This window comes from Burkholderia sp. LMU1-1-1.1 (genome assembly GCF_040675865.1).
Taxonomy (GTDB): Bacteria; Pseudomonadota; Gammaproteobacteria; order Burkholderiales; family Burkholderiaceae_D; genus Rugamonas.
This window is the reverse complement of the sequence record NZ_JBEGHG010000008.1, coordinates 166,935-184,105: the sequence shown is the minus strand read 5'-3', so window position 1 is coordinate 184,105 and position 17,171 is coordinate 166,935. Positions and strand designations below refer to the sequence as shown.

General features: G+C 65.7%; 17 protein-coding genes. 14 read left to right on the top strand and 3 right to left on the bottom strand.

Going from position 1 to position 17,171, the window contains the following annotated elements; translation table 11 throughout:
• The first annotated feature begins 42 nt into the window (after positions 1–42).
• From MRBLMU1_RS09585 to MRBLMU1_RS09570, 4 genes are all read left to right on the top strand, one after another.
• Complete coding sequence (locus tag MRBLMU1_RS09585) at positions 43–1,059, top strand: M14 family zinc carboxypeptidase (RefSeq protein WP_363500100.1); 1,017 nt, start codon at positions 43–45, stop codon at positions 1,057–1,059.
• Entirely contained in the window at positions 1,056–1,838 is a 783-nt protein-coding gene (locus MRBLMU1_RS09580; protein WP_363500098.1) for an alpha/beta fold hydrolase, read from the top strand. Before MRBLMU1_RS09585 ends, MRBLMU1_RS09580 begins: the two co-directional genes overlap by 4 nt.
• A gap of 12 nt (positions 1,839–1,850) precedes the next feature.
• Positions 1,851–2,126, top strand: a complete 276-nt coding sequence (locus tag MRBLMU1_RS09575) for a YkgJ family cysteine cluster protein (protein ID WP_363500096.1) — start codon at positions 1,851–1,853, stop codon at positions 2,124–2,126.
• Between the two features lie 102 nt (positions 2,127–2,228).
• Positions 2,229–4,628 carry a sensor domain-containing protein gene (locus MRBLMU1_RS09570; RefSeq protein WP_363500094.1) on the top strand — a complete coding sequence of 800 codons (2,400 nt, stop codon included), beginning with the start codon at positions 2,229–2,231 and terminating at the stop codon, positions 4,626–4,628.
• On the opposite strand, the gene MRBLMU1_RS09565 is transcribed toward MRBLMU1_RS09570, so the two are convergent.
• A complete protein-coding gene (locus tag MRBLMU1_RS09565) occupies positions 4,625–4,774 on the bottom strand; it encodes a hypothetical protein (RefSeq protein ID WP_363500092.1) in 150 nt (49 codons plus the stop codon). The genes MRBLMU1_RS09570 and MRBLMU1_RS09565 overlap by 4 nt on opposite strands.
• A gap of 157 nt (positions 4,775–4,931) precedes the next feature.
• On the opposite strand from MRBLMU1_RS09565, the gene MRBLMU1_RS09560 reads away from it, so the two are divergent.
• From MRBLMU1_RS09560 to MRBLMU1_RS09540, 5 genes are all read left to right on the top strand, one after another.
• Entirely contained in the window at positions 4,932–5,840 is a 909-nt protein-coding gene (locus tag MRBLMU1_RS09560) for a LysR substrate-binding domain-containing protein (RefSeq protein WP_363500090.1), read from the top strand.
• Positions 5,841–5,895: 55 nt separating this feature from the next.
• Positions 5,896–6,630, top strand: a complete 735-nt coding sequence (locus tag MRBLMU1_RS09555) for a substrate-binding periplasmic protein (RefSeq protein WP_363500088.1) — start codon at positions 5,896–5,898, stop codon at positions 6,628–6,630.
• Positions 6,631–6,881: 251 nt separating this feature from the next.
• Entirely contained in the window at positions 6,882–7,721 is an 840-nt protein-coding gene (locus MRBLMU1_RS09550) for an undecaprenyl-diphosphate phosphatase (RefSeq protein WP_363500085.1), read from the top strand.
• A 25-nt stretch (positions 7,722–7,746) separates the two neighbouring features.
• Complete coding sequence (recQ, locus tag MRBLMU1_RS09545; protein ID WP_363500083.1) at positions 7,747–9,570, top strand: DNA helicase RecQ; 1,824 nt, start codon at positions 7,747–7,749, stop codon at positions 9,568–9,570.
• A gap of 3 nt (positions 9,571–9,573) precedes the next feature.
• Positions 9,574–10,089: a DUF1993 domain-containing protein gene (locus MRBLMU1_RS09540; protein ID WP_363500081.1), complete on the top strand. Its 516-nt coding sequence runs from the start codon at positions 9,574–9,576 to the stop codon at positions 10,087–10,089.
• Between the two features lie 83 nt (positions 10,090–10,172).
• Here the strand turns inward: MRBLMU1_RS09540 and MRBLMU1_RS09535 are convergent, their stop codons facing one another.
• Positions 10,173–11,087: an AraC family transcriptional regulator gene (locus MRBLMU1_RS09535; RefSeq protein ID WP_363500079.1), complete on the bottom strand. Its 915-nt coding sequence runs from the start codon at positions 11,085–11,087 to the stop codon at positions 10,173–10,175.
• Positions 11,088–11,191: 104 nt separating this feature from the next.
• Between MRBLMU1_RS09535 and MRBLMU1_RS09530 the strand changes: the two genes are divergently transcribed.
• Genes MRBLMU1_RS09530 through MRBLMU1_RS09515 form a run of 4 tightly spaced genes read left to right on the top strand, consistent with a single transcriptional unit; the run spans position 11,192 to position 14,847 of the window.
• Positions 11,192–12,088, top strand: coding sequence for a DMT family transporter (locus MRBLMU1_RS09530; RefSeq protein WP_363500077.1), 897 nt, complete (start codon positions 11,192–11,194; stop codon positions 12,086–12,088).
• A 12-nt stretch (positions 12,089–12,100) separates the two neighbouring features.
• Positions 12,101–13,897 (top strand): amidohydrolase, encoded by a 1,797-nt coding sequence (locus MRBLMU1_RS09525; protein ID WP_363500075.1) that lies wholly within the window; start codon positions 12,101–12,103, stop codon positions 13,895–13,897.
• 39 nt (positions 13,898–13,936) lie between these two features.
• Positions 13,937–14,446, top strand: coding sequence for a hypothetical protein (locus MRBLMU1_RS09520; RefSeq protein WP_363500073.1), 510 nt, complete (start codon positions 13,937–13,939; stop codon positions 14,444–14,446).
• A complete protein-coding gene (locus tag MRBLMU1_RS09515; RefSeq protein WP_363500071.1) occupies positions 14,446–14,847 on the top strand; it encodes a hypothetical protein in 402 nt (133 codons plus the stop codon). The genes MRBLMU1_RS09520 and MRBLMU1_RS09515 overlap by 1 nt, the downstream gene beginning before the upstream one ends.
• Before the next feature lie 9 nt (positions 14,848–14,856).
• Here MRBLMU1_RS09515 and trmB read toward each other — a convergent pair whose 3' ends face one another.
• Complete coding sequence (trmB, locus tag MRBLMU1_RS09510; protein ID WP_330922633.1) at positions 14,857–15,537, bottom strand: tRNA (guanosine(46)-N7)-methyltransferase TrmB; 681 nt, start codon at positions 15,535–15,537, stop codon at positions 14,857–14,859.
• Between the two features lie 269 nt (positions 15,538–15,806).
• Here trmB and MRBLMU1_RS09505 point away from each other — a divergent pair, with 269 nt between their 5' ends.
• The gene (locus MRBLMU1_RS09505) at positions 15,807–17,147 is read left to right on the top strand and encodes a GH1 family beta-glucosidase (protein WP_363500068.1); all 1,341 of its coding nucleotides are present in this window, start codon (positions 15,807–15,809) and stop codon (positions 17,145–17,147) included.
• Positions 17,148–17,171 lie beyond the last annotated feature (24 nt).

Genomic DNA, 17,171 nt, shown 5'->3' with positions numbered 1-17,171 from the left:
AGTGGGCTACACTGTCGGTCACACCTATCCGCCTGCGCTTACATGCCCGAGAAGAACCTGCCCGAACTGATCACCCTGAAACGTCTGATCGACGAAGGCGGACGCCATCTGGAAGTGAACGCCCCTTGCACGGTGGCCATGGACGGCCGCCAGTTCCCCGTCTACACGATCGCGCTGGGCAATCCGAGCCCGGACGTGCCGGCGCTGGGCTTTTTCGGCGGCATCCACGGCCTCGAGCGGATCGGCACGCAAGTCATCCTGTCCTTCCTCGAAAGCCTGCTGGCGCGGCTGCGCTGGGACAGCACGCTGCACCAGCAACTCGAGTCGATGCGGCTGGTGTTCATGCCGTTGGTCAATCCCGGCGGCATGTGGCAGGCCACCCGCTGCAATCCGCAGGGCGTCGACCTGATGCGCAACGCGCCGCTGAGCGCGGTGGAAAAAGTGCCGTTCATGCTGGGCGGCCAGCGCTATAGCCACCATCTGCCGTGGTATCGCGGCGTGGCCGGCGCGCCGATGGAGCCGGAGAGCCAGGCCGTCTGCGACCTGGTCACGCGCGAGCTGCTGACGCGCCAGTTCAGCATGGCGCTCGACTGCCACTCGGGCTTCGGCCTGCGCGACCGCATCTGGTTCCCGCACGCCCACACGGCCACGCCGATTCCGCACCTGGCCGACATCGGCGCGCTGGAACAGTTGTTCAGCCAGAGCTATCCCAACCACAATTACGTGTTCGAGCCGCAAAGCCGCCAGTACCGCACCCATGGCGACCTGTGGGACTACCTGTACCTGAACGGCACCACCGGCAGCGACCGCGCGTTCCTGCCGCTGACGCTGGAGATGGGCTCGTGGCTGTGGGTGAAGAAAAATCCGCGCCAGATCTTCGACCGCGTCGCCTTCTTCAATCCGACGGCGGCGCACCGCTTGCAGCGGGTGCTGCGGCGCCACCTGATCTGGTTCGATTTCCTGATGCGGGCCGCTAACAGCCATGGACGCTGGATGCCGGAAGGCCTGGCGCGCAAGGTGCAACACCGGCGCGCGCTGTCGCAGTGGTATCACACATGAGCACCCACGCCGGTGCCGGCACCTGGGTCCTGTTGCGCGGCCTGATGCGCGAGCAGCGCCACTGGGGGCGCTTTCCCAACCAGTTGGCCGAGACGGTGGCGGGCGCGGAAGTCGTCACCCCCGACCTGCCCGGCAACGGCCAGCGGCACGCGCTGCGCAGCCCGACGACGGTGGCGGACATGGTGGCGTTCTGCCGCCAGGATCTGCTGGCGCGCGGCGTACGCCCGCCGTATTCGCTGCTGGCGCTGTCGCTGGGCGGCATGGTGGCGGTGGAATGGGCCAGCCGCCATCCGGGCGAGCTGACCCGCTGCGTGCTGATCAACACCAGCATGCGTCCCTACAGCCGCTTCCACGAGCGGCTGCGCTGGCAAAACTATGGCGCCATCGTCAGGCAGTTGCTCGACGGCGGCGTCGAACGGCAGGAACGGCTGATCCTGCGCCTGACCAGCCGCCACGGCGACGCCGCCGAACGCGCCGGCCTGCTGAACCGCTGGCTGGGCTACCAGCGCGAATTTCCCGTCACGCGCGCCAACGCGCTGCGCCAGCTGTGGTCGGCCGCGCGCTTCCGCGCCCCGGCCGCGCGGCCCGCCGTGCCGCTGCTGGTGTTGAGCAGCGCCGGCGACCAGCTGGTCGATCCGCGCTGCTCGCGCCGGCTGGCCGAGGCCTGGCAAGCCGAGCACCGCGAGCATCCGGACGCCGGCCACGACCTGCCCCTGGACGACGGCGCCTGGGTCGCCGGCCACATCGAGAAATGGCTGGCCGCCGGCAAAGCCGGGTAAAATACCGGCCCTATGACCTCGACCACGCCGGCGATGGCATGCCGCCCGAACTGTGGCGCCTGCTGCACCGCCCCCTCCATCTCCAGCCCCATCCCCGGTATGCCCGACGGCAAGCCGGCCGGCGTGCGTTGCATCCAGCTCCAGGACGACAACCGCTGCGGCATCTTCGGCCAACCCGAGCGCCCGGCGTGCTGCGGCGGATTGCAGCCGTCGGTGGAGATGTGCGGCGGCAGCCGCGAGCAAGCCATGCTGTGGCTCGACGAGCTGGAGCACGCCACCGCGCCCTAAGTGATTCAGATCCTGTCCAAGGAACGTAGTCCCGCGCGCGCTGTCCAATCGTAGGTGCCTTGCCGCGAGAGCAGGCTCCCTCACATGCGAGCGGCGGACCACATGGACAAGAAACACGAGCAACGCAATGACGCGAGAACCGTCTTACTGGTGGCCCCGAACGGCGACATCCTGACCTGGGACCGCGCCAGCGCCGCCGCGTTCGGGTGGCCCAACGGCCGGTTAAAAAATATCGCCGATCTGCTCGCGTCGGACGCGCGCGCAGACTGGGCGCGCGACGCCGCCGCGCTGCTGTCGGAGGGCGGCCGCCGGACCATCGGCATCGCCGCCGCCGGCGCGTGCCCGCGCCGCGCCCACATACGGCTGTGGCCGCAATACTCGCCCGACGGCCAGCTCGCCGCCTGCGCCATCGATATCGCCGCCACGGCGCGGGGCGCGCACGGCAAGGCCGAGCTGCTTGGCGCCACGCCGCTCAGCGCGATCATCAAGCTGTTTCCGGGCACCTTTTATGTGATCGACCGCGACGGCCACTTCGTCCTGTGGAACACCAATATGGAACGCGTGACCGAGATGACGCCCCGGGAACTGGAACGGGTCCACGTGCCGCACCTGTTCAGCGAGCCGGAGCGCACGCGGATCGCGGACAACCTGCGCGCGGTGCTCGACGAGGATCAGGAGGCGCTGGTCGAGGCCGACTTCGTCAGCCGCAGCGGCAAGCTGACCCGGTTTCTGATGTCCGGCACGCGCATCGAGTGCCAGGGCGAGTACTATGTCTGCGGCATGGGGCTGGACGTGACCCGGCGCCATCAACAGGAAACCCTGCTGCGCCTGCGCGAGCGCGCGCTGCACGCGGCCAGCAACGGCATCGTCATCAGCCGCTGCGCCGGCAAGGACAATCCGATCGAGTACGTCAATCCGGCCTTCGAACGCATCACCGGCTACAAGGCGCAGGAAGTGCTGGGCCGCGACTCGCGCTTCATGGCGGCGCCGGGGCTCGACCAGGACGCCCGCATGCAACTGCGCGAGGCCATCTGCGAGCGGCGCGAGGCCAACGTGATCTTCCGCAACCTGCGCAAGGACGGCGCGCTGTTCTGGAACGAGCTGACCATCACGCCGGTGCACGACGACGACGGCGTCGTCACGCACTACATCGGCGTCATCAACGACGTCACCGCCGTCAAGCAGCGCACCTCGCACCTGGAGCACCGGGTCAACCACGATCCGCTGACCGGCCTGGCCAACCGCAACCTGCTGTGGGACCGGCTGGAGCAGGCGCTGCATGTCGCCCAGCGCAACAAGACGCTGGTGGCGACGATGCTGATCGACCTGAACAAATTCAAGCTGATCAACGACACCTTCGGCCACGAGGCCGGCGACGTGGTGCTGACCTCGGTCGCCAAACGCATGGAGGCGTCGGTGCGCGACAGCGACACCGTCGCCCGGCTCAGCGGCGACGAATTCGTGCTGGTGCTGGCCAACCAGCCGTCGCTGCGCTACACCTTGCGCATGCTCGACCGCCTGCGCGACGCCCTGCAGGTGCCGGTCGCCTTCGACAGCGGCGAGATCACCATCGGCGCGGCCATCGGCGTGAGCATCTATCCGCACGACGGCGATTCGCCGGTCGACCTGGTCAAGGCGGCCGACATCGCCATGTACCACGCCAAATCGGCCGGCAAAAGCGATGTGCACTTCTATTCGGCGGACATGAAGTCGTCCTCGGACGCCAAACACAAGATGGAAGCGGACATGCGCGCGGCGATCGACAACGACGAGTTCTTTTTGCTGTTCCAGCCGCGCCTGTGCACGCGGACCGAACGCTACGGCAGCGTCGAGGCGCTGCTGCGCTGGCGCCACCCCGAGCTGGGGGTGGTGACGCCGATCTCGTTCATGGCCGAGGCCGAGGAGAACGGCATGGTGCGGGCGATCGGCGCGCGCGTGCTCGATCTCGCGGTGCAGTTCCTGCGCGCCATGCGCGACGACGGCTTCGTCGATTTGGCGGTGTCCATCAATGTCGGCTACCGCGAAATCAGCCAGCCACACTATATCGCCGATATCCATCGGCGGCTGACGGACGCCGGCTTGCCGGCCGACAGCCTGGAGCTGGAAATCAACGAAAAGAATTTGGTGCGCAACCTGCAACTGAGCCAGGACGTCGCGCGGCAAATGCACGACGCCGGCATCAAACTGTCCATCGACGAGTTCGGCAACGGCTTTACCAGCTTGAGCAACCTGCCCAAGTTCGGCCCCGCGCATCTGAAACTGAACAAGACGGCGGTCAGCGGGATTTCCCAGGACGGCGACCACGGCACTTTGGCGACCATGTTGATCGACGTCGGCCACGACCTGAAAATCCAGGTCGTCGGCACCGGCGTGGAGACGGAGCTGCAAGCGGCGTTCCTGCGCGAGAATGGCTGCGACGAACTGCAGGGCAGCTTTATCAGCCACCCGCTGGCGGCCAGCGCCCTCAAACAACTGATGGGCCCGCATTGCCGGCGCCCCTAGCGCGCCGCCATCCCCGCCAACAGTTGCATCAGCTGGGCGTGGACGCGCGCATACAGTGTCGCCCGCGACGCGGACGGCGCCGGCGCCGGCGCGCAGGCGGCCATACCGTGCTGGACCGCGTGGGGGGATGTGGTGGAATGGGACATGATGCCTCCTGATCGTATCGTTGACGCCTTTCCCATCGATAAAATCTTACTCATGGAGTTTCATCGGCGTATGGGGTATATTTTCATCCCGCATGCACGCGCGATCAAACGAGTTATTTTCGATTGATGCATAAGAAAAACTTAGCCTCAGGATGTCATGAACAAACCGTTGCGCTCCCTGTCCGGCTTGGTCGATTTCGACTGCGCGGCCCGCTGGGGCAGCTTCAAGCTGGCTGCGCAGGAACTGCACAAGACGCCGGCGGCGATCAGCCTGCAGGTCAAGCAGCTCGAGGCGGCGCTCGGCTTCGAGCTGTTCATCCGCCACCCGCGCCACATCACGCTGACGGAAAAAGGGCAGGAACTGGCCGTGACGGTGCGCCGCGTGCTCGGCGAGCTGCGCACCAAGGTCGAGGCGCTGCGCGGCGGCGACGAGGAAAAAATCCTGCGCATCTCGACCACGCACTCGCTGGCGATCAAATGGCTGGTGCAACGCATCGACCGCTTCACCAAGCTGTATCCGGAGCTCGATATCCGCATCGACTCGACCGACCGGCTGGTCGACCTCAACGATGACAACACCGACGTCGCGCTGCGCATCACGACGGTCGACGACAACGATCCCGACTTCCTGTTCCACGTGCGGCTGGTGGCGGTCTACAGCCCGGCGCTGCTGGCGCCCGGCGAGACGGCGCTGACCCCGGCCGACCTGCGGCGTTTTCCGCTGCTGTACGAGGACTCCACCGATAACTGGATCAGGCTGCTGCGCGACCACGGCCTGCTCAAGGGAAAGCACGACTTCTCGCGCTCCTACACCAACGCGGCGGTGCTGGTGCAGGCGGCGCTGGCCGGCCACGGCGTCGGCCTGACCCACTACACCATCGCCTACGAGGACATCCGCAGCGGCGCGCTGAAGATGATTCCCGGTTTCACCGCCACCTACGGGCGCGGCTACCGGCTGCTGGTCAATCCCGGCAAGCGCGGCATGGCCAAGGTCGCCCACTTCACCGCGTGGCTGCGCGCCGAGATCGCCGAGGTGGAGCGGTCGTTCGCGCGGTCGTTCGATTGACGGCGCGCGGGTAATGGGCTACCTTTTGCTAAGTTAACATCTCCGGGCGCGCCGCATGACCGCATCACTCCGTGCACTACTCCCCCTCATCGCCACCGCGCTGCTGGCGGCGCAGCCGTTGAGGGTGGCGGCGGCGGAGCCGGCCAAAGGCACGCTGCGCTTCGTGCAGAAGATCGAGGACGCGCCGGCCCAGTCGGGGCCGCGCAAGGGCGGCTTCCAGGAGGCCCTGGGCAACGCGCTGGGCAAGCAGCTTGGCATGCCGGTGCGCTTCATCGGCTTGCCGCGCAAACGCATGACGAGCGCGCTCGAATCGGGCGAAGGCGACATCGTCTGCGGCTATCTGCCGGCCTGGTTCAAAGGCGACTTCAACTGGAGCCGCACCTTCATCCCCACCTCGGAAGTGCTGATAGCCTCGAAGCGGGTGCCGGCCCCGGCGTCGCTCGAGGCCGTGCGCGGCAAAACCGTCGGCACCGTGCTCGGCTTCCATTATCCGGACATCGAACAAAAACTCGGCGCCGGCTTCGTGCGCGACGACGCGCCGTCGCTCAACCTGACGGTGCGCAAGTGGCAGGCCGGGCGCTTCGACTATTTCCTGACCACGGGCCAGTCGATCGACAAGCAATTCCCCCACGGCGAGCTGGCGGCCGGCTACAACCTGCTGGTCGTCAGCGAGGTCAAGAGCGGTTGCGCGGTCTCGCGCAAGGGCCACGTCACCGTCGAACAGGTCAGCGCCGCGCTCGACGCGCTGGATAAAAACGGCGAAATGACGCGGCTGCTGCGGCTGCGCTGACCCCGAACGTTATCTCGCAGGCATCTTCGCGATGCGCTGCAACACGCCTCCAGGCTTCCCCGAACGGCCTTTTCCAGAACGCGCGTCCGCGAAGCATGCGCCCGGCGGGCTTTTTTATGCCGCATCGCACCATCCCGGATTACGGTTGAGTTAGATTACGAAAAGACAACGCCGAACATGGTAAGCTTCGACCCCGGCGGCAAGCACTTCGCAGCACTCCCTCAAACTCCCTCGCGTAAATACTTAATTACATGGATATTGTTCTCGCACTAAAAGCCATCATCATGGGCCTCGTGGAAGGTTTCACGGAATTCCTGCCGATCTCCTCCACCGGCCACCTGATCCTCACCGAGCACCTGCTGGGCTTTCAGGGCATGGAAGAGCAAATGAATGTGTTTGAAATCGTGATCCAGGCCGGCGCCATCTTCGCCGTCTGCTGGGAGTACCGCGCCCGCATCGCCCAAGCCTTCGCCGGCGTGACCTCCGACCGCGCCCAGCAGCGCTTCGTCCTGAACATCGGCATCGCCTTCCTGCCGCTGGCCGTGCTGGGCCTGATCTTCGGCAACCTGCTCAAGACCTACCTGTTCAAGCCGGTGCCGGTGGCCGTGGCGCTGATCGTCGGCGGCATCATCATCCTGCTCGTCGAGCGCCACGCGGCCGCCAACCCGGTCAGCGTGCGAGTGCACTCGGTCGAGGACATGACGCCGCTCGATGCCTTAAAAATGGGCATCGCCCAAGCATTCGCGCTGATTCCCGGCACCAGCCGCTCCGGCGCCACCATCATCGGCGGCATGATGTTCGGCCTGTCGCGCAAGGTGGCCACGGAGTTTTCCTTCCTGCTCGGCATTCCGACCTTGCTGATCGCCTCCGTCTACTCGCTGTACAAGGCGCGCGCGCTGCTGTCGGTGTCGGACCTGCCGATGTTTACCCTCGGCACCGTGTCGGCCTTTATTTCCGCTTTCTTCTGCGTGCGCTGGCTGCTGCGTTATATCGCCACCCATACTTTCACGATATTTGCGTGGTATCGCATCGCTTTTGGCCTGCTGGTGCTCATCACAGGTTACACTGGCGTGATCGTCTGGAAGGACTAACTTTTTGAGTAGTTGCAGTGGCATCATGAATCACCAGGAAAATAACGAACGCGCCCTCGATCTGCTGCAAACCGTGTTCGGCTATCCGGCATTCCGCGGCCAGCAGGCGGAGATCGTCGGCCATGTCAGCGGCGGCGGCGACGCGCTGGTGCTGATGCCCACCGGCGGCGGCAAGTCGCTGTGCTACCAAATCCCGGCGCTGGTGCGCGACGGCGTCGGCGTGGTCATCTCGCCGCTGATCGCGCTGATGCAGGACCAGGTCGACGCGCTCGCCGAGGTCGGCGTGCGCGCCGCCTTCCTGAACTCCACCCAGACCTACGAGGAAGCCCAGCGCATCGAGCGCCTGGTGCGCACCGGCGAGATCGACCTGGTCTACGTCGCCCCCGAGCGGCTCATGACCGAGCGCTGCCTGAACCTGTTCCAAGCCTCGAAGATCGCGTTGTTCGCCATCGACGAGGCGCACTGCGTCTCGCAATGGGGCCACGATTTCCGGCCCGAGTACATCAAGCTGTCGGTGCTGCACGAACAGTTCCCCAACGTGCCGCGCATCGCGCTGACCGCCACCGCCGACCCGCAGACCCGCGCCGAGATCGTCCACCGCCTGCAACTGGGCGACGCGATGCAGTTCGTGTCGTCGTTCGACCGCCCCAACATCCGCTACCAGATCGTCGAGAAGGCCAACGGCCGCAAGCAGTTGCTCGATTTCATCACCACCGAGCACGGCGGCGATTGCGGCATCGTTTATTGCCTGTCGCGCAAGAAGGTCGAGGAGACCGCCGAGTTCCTCAACGAAAACGGCGTGCGCGCGATGGCTTATCACGCCGGCATGGACCACGCCAAGCGCGCGGCCAACCAGGCCAAGTTTTTGCGCGAAGAAAACATCGTCATGTGCGCCACGATCGCCTTCGGCATGGGCATCGACAAGCCGGACGTGCGCTTCGTCTGCCACCTGGATCTGCCCAAGAGCATCGAAGGCTACTACCAGGAGACCGGCCGCGCCGGCCGCGACGGCGCCCCCGCCAACGCCTGGATGGCCTACGGCCTGCAGGACGTGGTGCTGCAGCGGCGCATGATCGACGAATCGGAAGCCGACGAAACCTTCAAGCGCGTGCTGGGCAACAAGCTCGACGCGATGCTGGGGCTGTGCGAGACCTTGAGCTGCCGGCGCGTGCGCCTGCTCGACTACTTCGGCGAGCGCTCCGGGCCGTGCGGCAACTGCGACACCTGCCTGATTCCGCCGGTGTCCTTCGACGGCACGGTGCCGGTGCAAAAACTGTTGTCGGCGGTGTACCGCGTCGACCAGCGCTTCGCCGCCGGCCATGTGATCGAAGTGCTGCGCGGGATCGAGACGGAACGCATCAAGACCTGGCACCACGATTCGCTGTCGGTGTTCGGCATCGGCGCCGACCGCAGCGAACAGGAATGGCGCGCCATCCTGCGCCAGGCCATCGCGCTGGGGCTGGTGACGGTCGACCACGAGTCATACAGCTCGCTCAAGCTGACCGACGCCGCGCGGCCGGTGCTCAAGGGCGGGCAAAAGGTGCAGCTGCGGCAGTACCAGAAACCGGTCAAGCAAAAAAGCGCCGGCCGCGCCTCCAAGGGTTATGTGGAGAGCGACCTGTCGACCGCCGAGCAAGCCATCTTCGACAAGCTGCGCTGGTGGCGGGTGGAGACGGCGCGCGCGCACGACGTGGCGGCGTACATCATCTTCAACGACGCGACGTTGCGCGAGATCGCCAAGGCGCGGCCGACCACCTTGTCGGACCTGCGCGGCATCTCCGGCGTCGGCGAGAAAAAACTGGCCTCCTACGGCGACGAGATCGTCGCCATGATCAGCGAAATGGAGTAAGGCATGCATCCGTCCGCGATTTTTCATCGTTCGCTCGCGCAGTTGTGCGGGATGCTGGGCAAGATCGAGGCGGCCGGAGGTGACGCCGGCGTTGATCTGCTGGCGGCGCGCCTGCATGAGGACATGCTGCCATTCGCGCAGCACGTGAGGGCCACCGCCAATTTCGCGCTGCGCGGCTGCTGCCCGCTGGCCGGGGTGCCGGTGGTCAGCTTCAATGGCGACGAAATCTCGTTCGCGGGGCTGCAGTGGCAGGTCGTCGAAACGATGCGCTTCATCGCCGACATCCCGCCGTCGCACTTCAACGGCCCGGCGGACCGGATCTGCCGCGACCGCGCGGGCTTCGCCGACCTGGCGCTGCCGGCCGACGAGTATCTGAATTTATATATCCTGCCGAATTTCTATTTCCACCTGAGCATGGTGTACGCCATCGCGCGCAGCCGGGGGGTGGCGATCGGCAAGGGCGATTTCGACGGGTATCATATTTACGCGCCCGGGTTTTCGTTCGAAAAACCCGCGTAGCCAGGCAGGGTCGTACCCCGTACGGGGTACGACCCTAAGAGGCGGAGCGAGCGTCGAGGGGAAAGGTAGCGGGGTTGCGCGGCCTATGCCACGATGCTCCGGTACCGGCTCGGCGGCGCCCCGACGCTGTCGCGGAAGCGGTGACTGAAATGGCTTAAATCCGCATACCCGCACGCGTCGGCGATCTGCTGCAACGGCTGGCTGGTGGTCTTCAACAACCGCCGCGCGTGCTCGATCCGCCGCTCCGCCACCCACGCCGACGGCGGCATGCCGAACGAAATCCTGAACATCCGCGCCAGGTGGTACTCCGACATGCACGCCAGCTGCGCCAACGTCCCCAGCGAAATCTGCCGCGCCAGATTCGCCTCGATGAAATCGGCCAACCGGCGCCGCACCGCCGGCGCCAGCCCGCCACGCACCCGCTGCGGAGGCGTCGGCATCGATTGCGACAGCAGCAGATGGCTCAAGGTCTCGTGCGTCACCTCGTTGGCGCGCAGCCGCGCGTCCGGCCCCTCCCAGGACATATCCGCCAGTCCCGCGCACAACGCGCCGATGCGCTCATGCTCGAAATAAGTGCGGTCGGCCAGGGTCAGCTCGCGCGGCTCGCGGTCCAGCTCCACCACCGCGCGCCGCGTGAAATGCTCGGGCAAAAAGTAGACGTGCAAGAACCGCAGCGGCCCGCGCACCATCCAGCTAGACTCGTGCCAGTCCGGCAGCGTGCAAAGCCGCTCCGGCGCGCCGTAAAGCCCCGGCAGCTCCCCGCGCTCGGTGCGATAGCCGCCGCCCATGTAGTACGACAGCGTATGGTGTCCCGGCTTGTTGTAGCTGGTCTCGGCGATCTCGGTGTCGCGCCGCCAGATGGCCACCGCCAGATCGTCCCCCAGCCACGCGAAGCGCTCCAGATGCGCATCCGTCTCCGACATCGTCCGGAACACGGCGTGCGAAATCACCCCGTCCGGCGCGGGAGCTTGCGAATTGAGAGGGGAACGTGCTGGCATGATGGGTAAAGTCTAGCACGGGCAGGTGCCACCGCCTCGCCCCCGCCACGAAATGCGCAATTTCAGACAAGCCGCCGGCATCGCCGCTCCTGCATGCTGACGGCATGAATATCTTCCTCTACCTCCTGACTGTCCTGATCTGGGGCACCACCTGGATCGCCATCACCTTCCAATTGGGCACGGTGCCGGCGCCGGTATCGATCGCCTATCGTTTCTGGCTGGCTGCCGCAGTGCTGATGGCGTTCCTGCTGGTCACCCGCAAGCCCTGGTGGCCGCCGCGCCAGGCCTGGCCCTACCTGTTCGCGCAGGGGATCGCGCTGTTTTGCCTGAACTTCCTGTGCTTCTACTACGCCAGCCAGTGGGTCGCCAGCGGGCTGGAAGCGGTGGTCTTTTCCACGGCGCCGCTGTGGAACGCCATCAACGGCCGCATCTTCCTCGGCCGGCCGATCCGCCGCCAGGTGATGACGGGCGCCCTGCTCGGCTTGAGCGGCATCGTGCTGCTGTTCGCGCCGCAGATGGCCGGCCACTGGAACGACAGCAAGGTGCTGTTCGGCCTCGCGCTGACCTTGGCCGGTACCTTGTGCTTCTCGTGCGGGAACCTGCTGTCGAGCCGAATGCAGTCGCTGGGGCTGACGCCGTGGCTGACCAATACCTGGGCCATGCTGATCGGATCGACCACCCTGGGCGTGGCCGCCCTCGCGATGGGCATGCCGTTCGCGCTCGATCCGTCGCCGCGCTATCTGGGCGCGCTGCTGTATCTGGCCATTCCCGGCTCGGTGATCGGCTTCACCGCGTATTTGCTGCTGGTCGGCCGCATAGGACCGGACCGCGCCGCCTATTCCACGGTATTATTCCCCATCGTGGCACTGACCATTTCGACCATTTACGAGGGCTACCACTGGACGCCGCTGGCCTTGAGCGGGCTGGCGCTGGTGTTGGCGGGGAACCTGCTGGCGTTTCTGCCGCTGGCGCCGCGCACCAAACCGATGGAGGCCGCATAACCCGGGGGATGCATGACCAGCAGGGCTTATTTCGCAGGACTGACACTATTGGCGGCGGTGTCTGTGCAAAACGCGGCGCACGCCGCCGAACCACCCGCCGATACCGTCTACCGCAACGGCTACGTCTACACCGTCGACGCCAAGGACAGCATGCGCCAGGCATTGGCCGTGCGCGCCGGCCGCATCGTCTACGTCGGCGACAACGCCGGCGTCCAGCCGCTGACCGGCAAAGCCACCAAGGTCGTCGACCTGAAAGGCCGCATGCTGATGCCAGGCCTGATCGACGCTCATATGCATCCGCAATCGGGCGGCAGCCGCCTGCTCAACTGCAGCCTGAATTACGAGCCCCTGACCGTCGCCCAGTTCCAGTCGCGCATCCAGGCATGCCTCGACAAGGACAAAAAATCAAAGGCCGACCGCTGGCTGGTGGTGGTCAACTGGTTCCAGCAAGGGATGCTGCCGGAGGGCGTGGAAACCAGCGCCGCCACGCTGGACGCGCTGAAGACCGACCGCCCCGTCATCGTGCGCTCGTCCTTCGGCCACTCGGTGCAGCTGAACTCCAAGGCGATCGAACTGGCCGGCATCACGCGCGACACCAAGGATCCGGCGGGCGGAAAAATCACCCGCGACGCCAGCGGCAACGCCACCGGCCTGCTGGAGGACGCCGCCCAGGACATGGCGATGAACCTGCTGCCGCCGTTGACGGTGGCCGAGAACCTGGCCGCGTCCACCGCCGCGCTGGCGGCGATGCGCAAGCAAGGCATCACCTCCTTCCTCGACGCCTACACCGATCCGGAGACGATGACCGCCTTCACCGACCTGCACAAGCAGGGCAAGCTGACCGCGCGCGCGCACTTCGCGGTGCTGATCGACCTGGACAAGGGAGCGACGCCGCAAAGCGCCGTCGCCGAGCTGCTCAAGCAGCAAAAGCAATTCGACCAGGGTCCGACCACGGTCGCGCCATCGATGCAGGTGCGCCACGCCAAACTGTTCATGGACGGCGTGATCTCGGCGCCCGCCTTCACCGGCGCCATGCTGGAGCCGTATCTGGTCAACAAGGGCACGGCCGACAAGCCGGACTGGCAGCCCGGCGCCAGCAATGGACCGGCCAGCTACTTCACGCAGGAGGCGCTGAGGACCACGCTGACCGAACTGGCCAACGCCCGCGTCGATCCGCACATCCACGTCGACGGCGACCGCGCGGTGCGCGAGACGCTGGACGCGATCGAATACCTGCGCTCCACGCCGGCCGGCAAGGACGTGCGTCCCGCGCTGGCGCACGATGAAATCGTCGCGCCGGCCGACTATCCACGCTTCGCCAAGCTCGATGTGACGCCGGTGCTGTCGTTCCAGTGGGCCAAGCCGGCGCCCGACACCGTCGGCGCGCTGAAGGATTATATGGGTCCGGCGCGCTATGCCACCGTCCAGCCGCAGGCGCTGCTGCTCGACGCCGGCGCCCGCATCGCCTATGGCAGCGACTGGCCGGTCGATCCGCTGGACGAATGGTTCGCGCTCAAAGTGGGCGTGACCCGCACCGCCGCCCCCGACGCCGGCAAGGAATACGCCGGCCGCCTCGGCCAGCAACCAGGCATGCCGCGCGCCGCCGTGCTGCGCGCCATCACCATGAACGCGGCCTACACGCTGCGGCAGGAGGCGCTGACCGGTTCCCTGGAAGTGGGCAAGCTGGCCGACATGATCGTCCTGGACCGCAATTTCTTCACCATTCCGGAGGAGGACATCGCCAACATCAAGGTGCTGCAGACCGTCGTGGGCGGCAAAATTGTGTATCAGGCCAAGGGCATGCGTTAAGATGTCGGCCTCACACGCCAGCACTTGAACAGACCCGCCATGCAATTCGCCATCTCCCTGTTGATCATCGTCGCCACCGCGCTGGTGGTCTACGCGATCATCAAGACCAATCCCGCCAAGCCGATGGTGCTGCCAGCGCGCCCGGCCACGCCGTACGAGCCGAAACTGCCGGACACGCCGGCGGCGCTGCACTGGTCCGACGATGGCCGGTTCCTGGTCGAAGTGGTCAACGAGTCGCGCTATCAGAACACGCTAAAGGAACTGGCGGGCGACCATGGCGACCAGCCGGCCAGGGTGCCGTATCTGGCCACCCTGGTGCCCGACGACGCCAATCCGTATGAAAGCGCCGCCGTCGCCGTCTTCCTCAACGACCGCATGACGGGCTACCTGTCGCCCAAGGCCTCGCTGGCCTTCCGCGCCAATTTGAAACGCGAAGAAGTTCCTGATCAAATCACCACCTGCGACGCGCAGGTGCGCGGCGGCGGCGCATGGAAGAACGGCCGCCTGTCGTATGTCGTGGTACTGGATATGGAGACGCTGGAGGCGTGATGAAGACACTGTGCGCACTGGTGCTGGTAATGGCGGGCAGCGCGGCCGCCGGACAGACCTTGATCGTGCACTACAGCGAACGGGCCGGGGTGCATTACACCACGCCGCAAGGCCAGTTGGCCGGGGACGCGGCCAAGCCGGTGACCGAGGCCCTGACCGCCGCCGGCATCGCCTACGAAATCCGCCGGACGCCGGCCAAGCGCCAGCTGGTGCTGCTGAAGGAGAATCGCGAACCGGCCTGCATGATGAGCTGGGTGGAGCTGCCGGGCCGCGACGACAGGGGAAAATTCTCGGACGTGATCCACGGAGGCGAGCACCAGCGCCGCCTCTGGTGCAGCAAGATGGTGCCGGACGATGTGATCGAGCGCTTCAACGCGGCGCTGGCCCGGCAGCCCAAATAGCCGAAATAACTACTTCCTGGTGAAGACCAGATCCCACACGCCGTGGCCCAGTTTCAGGCCGCGGTTTTCAAACTTGGTCAGCGGACGGTAGGCCGGTTGCGGCGCGTAGCCGTCGGCGGTGTTTTGCAAGCCCTCTTCGGCGCCCAGCACTTCCAGCATCTGCACCGCGTAGTCTTCCCAGTCGGTCGCGCAGTGCAGGTAGCCGCCCACAGCCAGTTTTTGCACCAGCAGCTTGACGAACGGCGCCTGGATCAGGCGGCGCTTGTTGTGGCGCGCCTTGTGCCACGGGTCCGGGAAGAAGATATGCACGCCATGCAGCGAGCCGTCCGGGATCATCTGGTTGAGCACCTCGACCGCGTCGTGCTGGATGGCCTTCAGATTGGTGAGGCCCTGCTCGTCGATCAGCTTGAGCAGGCTGCCCACGCCGGGCGTGTGCACTTCGACGCCGATGAAGTCCTTCTCCGGCATCGCGGCGGCGATGTGCGCGGTCGTGCCGCCCATGCCGAAGCCGATTTCCAGCACCACCGGCGCCTTGCGGCCGAACGCCTGCTCGTAGTCGAGCGGCGCCTTGGTGTAGCCGATCATGAACTTCGGGCCCTGCTCTTCCAGCGCGCGCGCCTGCGCGGTCGACAACCGTCCGGCGCGGGTGACGAAGCTGCGGATGCGGTGTTCGGTGGGGTCGTAGAGCATAGGCCGCGCCGGGCCGTCTTTAGGGGTTTCGGAAGACATGATGGAAGCTGGTGGATAAGCTGATAAACAATGAGGCAGCATTATATCAGTGCGCCCGAACGCGCCCCGCAGGTCGATCAGGATGGCGGGTTAGGCGCCTGCGGGCCGCCCTCAGCAAATGATTGACACTCACAGGGAGTTGAGGTCTAATCGTAAAAAGAGGCGTGAAATCGTTTTCAAACGTCAAAATGCCCTCCCCGCCCCGTATTCAACCTGCTAGAACGACAAAAATGACCGATTTCACGCAATTCCCGCCCTCGTTTACCTGGGGCATCGCCACCAGCGCCTTCCAGATTGAAGGCGGCGCGACCGCCGACGGCAAAGGCCCCTCGATCTGGGATACCTTCAGCCACACCCCGGGCAAGATCATCGACGGCACCAACGGCGACGTCGCCTGCGACCACTACAACCGCTACCCGGAAGACGTGGCCATCATGGCCAGCCTGGGCGTGGACGCCTACCGCTTCTCGATGGCCTGGTCGCGCGTGCAGCCGACCGGCAAAGGCGCGTGGAACGAGGCCGGCTTCGCCTTCTACGACCGCCTGCTGACTGAACTGGAAAGCAAGGGCATCGACGCCCACCTGACCCTGTACCATTGGGATCTGCCGCAAGGCCTGGAAGACGAAGGCGGCTGGCTCAATCGCGATACCGCCTACCGCTTCGCCGACTACGCGGCCGAAGTGGCGCGCCGTTTCGGCAACCGTCTGAAAACCATTGCGACGCACAACGAACCGTGGTGCACGGCCAACCTGGGCTACGGCAACTCGCAGTTCGCGCCCGGCGTGACCGACCTGAAAAAATCGGTGCAGGTCTCGCACCACCTGCTGCTGTCGCACGGACTGGCGATGCAGGCGATGCGCGCGGTCGGCAGCTCGGCCAAGCTGGGCATCGTGCTCAATCAGTGGACCGCCGACCCGGCCACCGACAGCGCGGCCGACATCGCGATGGCGGAATTCGAATACGCTCGCTCGGTGCAGTGGTTCATGGACCCCATTTTCAAGGGTAAATACCCGCAGTTGGCGCTCGACGTCTACGGCGACAACGGCCCGGAGATCCACGAGAACGACTTCAAGGACATCCAGCACCGCATCGACTTCCTCGGCGTGAACTACTACTTCCGCTCCTACTGCAGCGCCGAAGTGCCGCCGCGCCAGCCGGAAGCGAAACTGGGCAAGACCGACATGGGCTGGGAAATCTACCCGGACGGCCTGACCGAACTGCTGCTCAAGCTTCACGACGAATACGAGCTGCCGCCGATCTACATCACCGAAAACGGCATGGCCAATCCGGACACCGTCGTCAATGGCGAAGTGCCGGACGAGGCGCGCATCGATTTCGTGCTGCGCCACCTGAAGGCGCTCAACGACGCCCGCCTGCAAGGCGTGAACGTGCAGGGCTACTTCCTTTGGAGTTTGCTGGATAACTTCGAATGGAACTCGGGCTACGCCAAGCGTTTCGGCATCGTCCATGTCGACTACGCGACGCAGAAGCGCACCTTGAAGCACAGCGCCCTGTGGTACCGCGATTACCTGGTCCAGCAGCGCGCGCCGCAGGCCGCGCACGCGGCGTAACGTCACACCGAAGCCCCACCCCGC

Bases quoted from the DNA above. Each gene is read 5' to 3' on its own strand.
- MRBLMU1_RS09585 (WP_363500100.1), top strand. From the start codon at position 43: ATGCCCGAGAAGAACCTGCCCGAACTGATCACCCTGAAACGTCTGATC.
- MRBLMU1_RS09580 (WP_363500098.1), top strand. From the start codon at position 1,056: ATGAGCACCCACGCCGGTGCCGGCACCTGGGTCCTGTTGCGCGGCCTG.
- MRBLMU1_RS09575 (WP_363500096.1), top strand. From the start codon at position 1,851: ATGACCTCGACCACGCCGGCGATGGCATGCCGCCCGAACTGTGGCGCC.
- MRBLMU1_RS09570 (WP_363500094.1), top strand. From the start codon at position 2,229: ATGGACAAGAAACACGAGCAACGCAATGACGCGAGAACCGTCTTACTG.
- MRBLMU1_RS09565 (WP_363500092.1), bottom strand. From the start codon at position 4,774: ATGTCCCATTCCACCACATCCCCCCACGCGGTCCAGCACGGTATGGCC.
- MRBLMU1_RS09560 (WP_363500090.1), top strand. From the start codon at position 4,932: ATGAACAAACCGTTGCGCTCCCTGTCCGGCTTGGTCGATTTCGACTGC.
- MRBLMU1_RS09555 (WP_363500088.1), top strand. From the start codon at position 5,896: ATGACCGCATCACTCCGTGCACTACTCCCCCTCATCGCCACCGCGCTG.
- MRBLMU1_RS09550 (WP_363500085.1), top strand. From the start codon at position 6,882: ATGGATATTGTTCTCGCACTAAAAGCCATCATCATGGGCCTCGTGGAA.
- recQ (WP_363500083.1), top strand. From the start codon at position 7,747: ATGAATCACCAGGAAAATAACGAACGCGCCCTCGATCTGCTGCAAACC.
- MRBLMU1_RS09540 (WP_363500081.1), top strand. From the start codon at position 9,574: ATGCATCCGTCCGCGATTTTTCATCGTTCGCTCGCGCAGTTGTGCGGG.
- MRBLMU1_RS09535 (WP_363500079.1), bottom strand. From the start codon at position 11,087: ATGCCAGCACGTTCCCCTCTCAATTCGCAAGCTCCCGCGCCGGACGGG.
- MRBLMU1_RS09530 (WP_363500077.1), top strand. From the start codon at position 11,192: ATGAATATCTTCCTCTACCTCCTGACTGTCCTGATCTGGGGCACCACC.
- MRBLMU1_RS09525 (WP_363500075.1), top strand. From the start codon at position 12,101: ATGACCAGCAGGGCTTATTTCGCAGGACTGACACTATTGGCGGCGGTG.
- MRBLMU1_RS09520 (WP_363500073.1), top strand. From the start codon at position 13,937: ATGCAATTCGCCATCTCCCTGTTGATCATCGTCGCCACCGCGCTGGTG.
- MRBLMU1_RS09515 (WP_363500071.1), top strand. From the start codon at position 14,446: ATGAAGACACTGTGCGCACTGGTGCTGGTAATGGCGGGCAGCGCGGCC.
- trmB (WP_330922633.1), bottom strand. From the start codon at position 15,537: ATGCTCTACGACCCCACCGAACACCGCATCCGCAGCTTCGTCACCCGC.
- MRBLMU1_RS09505 (WP_363500068.1), top strand. From the start codon at position 15,807: ATGACCGATTTCACGCAATTCCCGCCCTCGTTTACCTGGGGCATCGCC.